The sequence below is a fragment of the Pseudomonas sp. Sample_24 genome (assembly GCF_004307605.1).
Taxonomy (GTDB): domain Bacteria; phylum Pseudomonadota; class Gammaproteobacteria; order Pseudomonadales; family Pseudomonadaceae; genus Aquipseudomonas.
The window spans coordinates 1-5,389 of the sequence record NZ_RCNW01000513.1 but is presented as its reverse complement, the minus strand read 5'-3'; the positions used below and the strand labels follow the sequence as shown (position 1 = coordinate 5,389).

The window sequence follows — 5,389 nt, the reverse complement described above, 5'->3', positions numbered from 1 at the left end:
GGTTTGAATTCGCTTTCGCGGTCCCACCAGCGATGGGCCAGGGCTTCGAATTTGGCGATTTCGGCGTAGTCGACGTTGCTCATGGGTTAAGTCCTCTAAAACTTGAAAAATCCTGTTGCCCCGGGGTTGAGTCCGGGGTGCTTACGATTCGGTACGGCCGCTGATGCGTTGGCCCCAGGCCTTGGCAGTGGTGACCAGTTGCTGTTCATCCAGGCGTGTCAGGCGACGGTCGTCGAGCAGTTGCTTGCCGGCGACCCAGACATGTTTCACGCAGTCCCGGCCGGTGGCATATATAAGCTGTGAAACCGGGTCATAGATCGGTTGCTGGGCCAGGCCGGAGAGATCGAACGCGACAATGTCGGCGGCTTTGCCGACTTCCAGCGAGCCGGTGTCGGCTTCGATCCCCAAGGCGCGGGCGCCGTTGAGCGTGGCCATGCGCAGGGCGCGATGAGCGTCCAGCGCGGTGGCCGAACCGGCGACGGCCTTGGCCAGCAGCGCAGCGGTGCGGGTTTCGCCCAGCAGGTCGAGGTCATTATTGCTGGCGGCGCCGTCGGTGCCCACGGCAACATTGACCCCGGCCTGCCACAAACGCTCCACCGGGCAAAAACCGCTGGCCAGTTTCAGGTTCGACTCCGGGCAATGAATCACATGGGTGTTGCTTTCTACCAGCAGCGCCAGGTCTTCTTCGCTGATCTGGGTCATGTGAACGGCCTGGAAGCGCGGGCCCAGCAAGCCCAGGCGAGCGAGACGGGCCAAGGGGCGTTCGCCGCGCTGTTCGAGCGCTTGCTGCACTTCGAAGGCGGTTTCATGCACGTGCATGTGGATCGACGCGTCGAGCTCTTCGGCGATCACGCGGATTTTTTCCAGGTTTTCATCGCCCACGGTGTAGGGTGCATGGGGGCCGAAGGTGATTTTGATGCGGTCGTGATGCTTGAGATCGCCAAACAGTTCGATGCCCTGACGAATGGCTTCGTCCGCGCTGCTGGCGCCGGGGATCGGGAAGTCGAGGATCGGAATCGCGATTTGCGCACGAATACCGCTGTTGTGGACGCACTCGCTGGCAACCTTCGGGAAGAAGTACATGTCAGAGAAGCAGGTGATGCCACCTTTGAGCTGTTCGGCGATAGCCAGATCGGTGCCATCGCGTACGAATGCTTCATCGACCCATTTGGCCTCGGCGGGCCAGATGTGGTTTTCCAGCCAGGTCATCAACGGCAAGTCATCGGCCATACCGCGGAACAAAGTCATTGCCGCGTGCCCGTGGGCGTTGATCAGGCCCGGGCTGAGCAACATGCCCGGCAACTCGCGGACTTCGCGTGCATCAAGCTTCAGTGCAATTGTGCGTGGGCCGATAAAAACGATGCGCCCATCGCGGATGCCCAAGGCATGTTCCTTGAGGACAACGCCGGCAGGTTCGACGGGTACCAGCCAGGTCGGCAGCAACAACAGGTCGAGCGCAGCGGCAGTGTTCGGCATCGAAGGTCCAGTGCTTTTGTAAAGGATGGCGAAGTATACCCGAGCGTCTTCGCGGGGGGATCGCTATAATCGGCGGCTTTTGTGTTCATGAGTGCGGGGTGTGGGATGCGCGATCGACTGTTGGCTGCGGAGAAGGTGAAAGCCATCGATTGGCGTGATGGCGCCCTCTATCTGCTTGATCAGCGTGTTTTGCCGTTCGAGGAAACCTGGATCGCCTATACCAGCGCGGCCGGCGTGGCCGAAGCCATTCGTACCAGGGTGGTGCGCGGTGCGCCGGCGATCGGCATCAGCGCCGCCTATGGCATCGTGCTGGCGGCCCGCACCCGGATTGCCGAAGGCGGCGACTGGTATGCGGCGCTGGAAGAGGATTTCGCACTGCTCTCCGACGCCCGTCCCACTGGCGTAAACCTGTTCTGGGCGCTGGGCCGCATGCACGATCGGCTTGATCGCCTGAAAGAAAATGCCGACCCGCTGGTGGCGCTGGAAGCCGAGGCGATCGCCATTCACGAAAGTGATCGCGAAGCCAACCTGACCATGGCGCAACTGGGCGTGGACCTGATCCGCAAACACCAGGGCAATGCCCAGGCGATCCTGACCCACTGCAATACCGGCGCGCTGGCCACCGGCGGCTTCGGCACCGCGCTGGGGGTGATTCGCGGTGCGTTCATCGAAGGCATGGTCGAGCGTGTGTATGTCGACGAAACCCGTCCCTGGCTGCAAGGTTCGCGGTTGACCGCGTGGGAGCTGGCCAACGAGGGCATTCCCGTAACCCTGAATGTCGATTCCGCCGCGGCCCACATCATGAAGACCAAGGGGCCTACCTGGGTCATCGTCGGCGCCGACCGGATCACCGCCAACGGCGACGTGGCCAACAAAATCGGTACTTATCAACTGGCGGTCAATGCCATGCACCACGGCGTGCGCTTCATGGTGGTGGCGCCGAGTTCGACCATCGACATGCATTTGGCCAGTGGTGATGACATTCCGCTTGAAGAGCGTGACGGTCGCGAATTGCTGGAAGTCGGCGGCAAGCGCCTCGGCGCGGGAGTGGATGCGTTCAACCCGGTGTTCGACGTGACCCCGGCGGATCTGATCGACGCCATCGTCACTGAAAAAGGCATCGTCGAACGCCCGGATACCGCGAAAATAGCGCAGCTGATGTGCCGCAAGCGCCTGCATTAAAGGATTGTTGTGCCTGAAAGGTCGCCATCGCTGGCAAGCCAGCTCCCACAGGGTTTGCGCCCGCCATTAATCCTGTGGGAGCTGGCTTGCCAGCGATGGGGCCTTAAAAGTCAATAAACAACCGCAAGCCAGGCCTCAAATCTGCATACAAAGAAGCTCTAAGCCTCTCTCGTCCCCTTCAAGCCTGTCACCGGTCAACTAACTACTCTCCATGCGCATCTGGGGGATAGGTGCGTGGCGGCTCTTGTGATAACATCCGGCGGTTTCCAGGGTTGCCCCGCGGGGTGACCTTTACTGCGCAGATCCGTGGCATAACTCGTTGATTTGTCGTAAGTCGGTGCATGGCACTCAGCCGGCAGCGGCGAGCTTCGTTGGTCCCATATGGATATGACGAAGTTTCACCAGAAAAAGGAATCAGGCTTCTCATGGGCGAACTGGCCAAAGAAATCCTCCCGGTCAATATCGAAGACGAGCTGAAGCAGTCCTACCTCGACTACGCGATGAGCGTAATTGTCGGGCGGGCACTGCCGGATGCGCGCGATGGCTTGAAGCCCGTGCACCGGCGTGTGCTGTTCGCGATGAGCGAGCTGGGCAACGACTTCAACAAGCCGTACAAGAAATCTGCCCGTGTTGTCGGTGACGTGATCGGTAAGTATCACCCGCACGGTGATACCGCGGTGTACGACACCATCGTTCGGATGGCGCAGCCATTCTCCCTGCGCTACCTGCTGGTAGACGGCCAGGGCAACTTCGGTTCGGTGGACGGCGACAACGCCGCGGCCATGCGATACACCGAAGTGCGCATGACCAAGCTGGCACACGAGCTGCTGGCTGACCTGCACAAGGAAACCGTGGACTGGGTGCCGAACTACGACGGCACCGAAATGATCCCGGCGGTCATGCCGACCCGTATTCCCAACCTGTTGGTCAACGGCTCCAGCGGTATCGCCGTGGGCATGGCGACCAACATCCCGCCACACAACCTCGGTGAAGTCATCGACGGTTGCCTGGCGCTCATCGACAACCCTGAGCTGACCGTCGACGAGCTGATGCAATACATCCCCGGTCCGGACTTCCCGACCGCGGCGATCATCAACGGTCGCGCCGGCATCATCGAAGCCTACCGCACCGGTCGCGGGCGCATTTACATGCGTGCCCGCTCGATCATCGAAGACATCGACAAGGTCGGTGGCCGTCAGCAGATCGTCATCACCGAGCTGCCTTACCAGCTGAACAAGGCGCGTCTGATCGAGAAGATCGCCGAGCTGGTCAAAGAGAAGAAGCTCGAAGGCATCACCGAGCTGCGCGACGAGTCCGACAAGGACGGTATGCGCGTCGTGATCGAGTTGCGTCGCGGCGAAGTGCCTGAGGTCATCCTCAACAACCTCTACGCCCAGACCCAGCTGCAAGCGGTATTTGGCATCAACATCGTCGCGCTGATCGACGGCCGTCCGCGGATCCTCAACCTCAAGGACCTGCTGGAAGCCTTCGTTCGTCACCGTCGCGAAGTGGTGACCCGCCGTACCGTGTTCGAACTGCGCAAGGCGCGCGAACGTGGTCACATTCTCGAAGGTCAAGCGGTCGCCCTGTCGAACATCGACCCGGTCATCGCCCTGATCAAGGCTTCGCCAACGCCGTCGGAAGCCAAGGAAGCGCTGGTCAGCACCCCTTGGGAATCCTCGGCGGTAGTGGCGATGGTCGAGCGTGCCGGCGCCGATTCGTGCCGTCCGGAAAACCTCGATCCGCAATACGGCCTGCGCGAAGGCAAGTACTTCCTCTCGCCAGAACAGGCGCAAGCCATTCTGGAACTGCGTCTGCACCGCCTGACCGGTCTGGAACACGAGAAGCTGCTGGCCGAGTACCAAGAGATCCTCAACCAGATCGGCGAGCTGATCCGCATCCTCAACAGCGCCACGCGTCTGATGGAAGTGATCCGCGAAGAGCTGGAAGTGATCCGTGCCGAATACGGCGACGTGCGCCGCACCGAGATTCTCGATGCGCGTCTCGACCTGACCCTGGGTGACATGATCCCGGAAGAAGATCGCGTCGTGACCATTTCCCACGGTGGCTACGCCAAGACCCAGCCATTGGCTGCGTACCAGGCCCAGCGTCGTGGCGGTAAAGGCAAGTCGGCGACCGGCGTCAAGGATGAGGACTACATCGCTCACCTGCTGGTCGCCAACAGCCACACCACGCTGCTGCTGTTCTCCAGCAAGGGCAAGGTGTACTGGCTCAAGACCTACGAAATTCCGGAAGCATCCCGCGCGGCCCGTGGTCGTCCGCTGGTCAACCTGCTGCCGCTGGATGACGGTGAATACATCACCACCATGCTGCCGGTCGAGGAATACACCGAAGGCCACTACATCTTCATGGCCACCGCCAACGGCACCGTGAAGAAGACCCCGCTGGAATCCTTCAGCCGTCAGCGCAGCGTCGGCCTGATCGCCCTGGAACTGGATGAAGGCGACGTATTGATCAGTGCCGCCATCACCGATGGCGAGCGCGAAGTCATGCTGTTCTCCGACGGCGGCAAAGTGACGCGCTTCAAGGAATCCGACGTTCGCGCCATGGGCCGTACCGCCCGCGGTGTGCGCGGCATGCGTCTGCCGGAAGGCCAGAAGCTGATTTCCATGCTGATCCCGGAAGAAGGCAGCCAGATCCTCACCGCTTCGGCGCGCGGTTATGGCAAGCGCACCGCGATCACCGAGTTCCCTGAGTACAAGCGTGGCGG

3 protein-coding genes and 1 pseudogene are annotated in these 5,389 nt (G+C 61.2%); 2 read left to right on the top strand and 2 right to left on the bottom strand.

Annotation, left to right across the window (positions count from 1 at the left end; all coding sequences use genetic code 11):
• Positions 1 to 83, bottom strand: a pseudogene (locus D8V06_RS29465) (bifunctional 3-demethylubiquinol 3-O-methyltransferase/2-polyprenyl-6-hydroxyphenol methylase); the annotation flags it as partial.
• A gap of 58 nt (positions 84 to 141) precedes the next feature.
• Positions 142 to 1,476: a TRZ/ATZ family hydrolase gene (locus tag D8V06_RS29460; protein ID WP_130932358.1), complete on the bottom strand. Its 1,335-nt coding sequence runs from the start codon at positions 1,474 to 1,476 to the stop codon at positions 142 to 144.
• A 105-nt stretch (positions 1,477 to 1,581) separates the two neighbouring features.
• Here D8V06_RS29460 and mtnA point away from each other — a divergent pair, with 105 nt between their 5' ends.
• Together mtnA and gyrA are read left to right on the top strand one after the other, a co-directional pair.
• On the top strand, positions 1,582 to 2,658 hold the full coding sequence (gene mtnA / locus D8V06_RS29455; RefSeq protein ID WP_056856459.1) for an S-methyl-5-thioribose-1-phosphate isomerase: 1,077 nt from the start codon (positions 1,582 to 1,584) through the stop codon (positions 2,656 to 2,658).
• A 425-nt stretch (positions 2,659 to 3,083) separates the two neighbouring features.
• The coding region (gyrA, locus tag D8V06_RS29450) for a DNA gyrase subunit A (protein ID WP_130932357.1) at positions 3,084 to 5,389 on the top strand (2,306 nt) is incomplete at its 3' end.

Coding starts and splice junctions, on each gene's coding strand:
- D8V06_RS29460 (WP_130932358.1), bottom strand. CDS start 1,476: ATGCCGAACACTGCCGCTGCGCTCGACCTGTTGTTGCTGCCGACCTGG.
- mtnA (WP_056856459.1), top strand. CDS start 1,582: ATGCGCGATCGACTGTTGGCTGCGGAGAAGGTGAAAGCCATCGATTGG.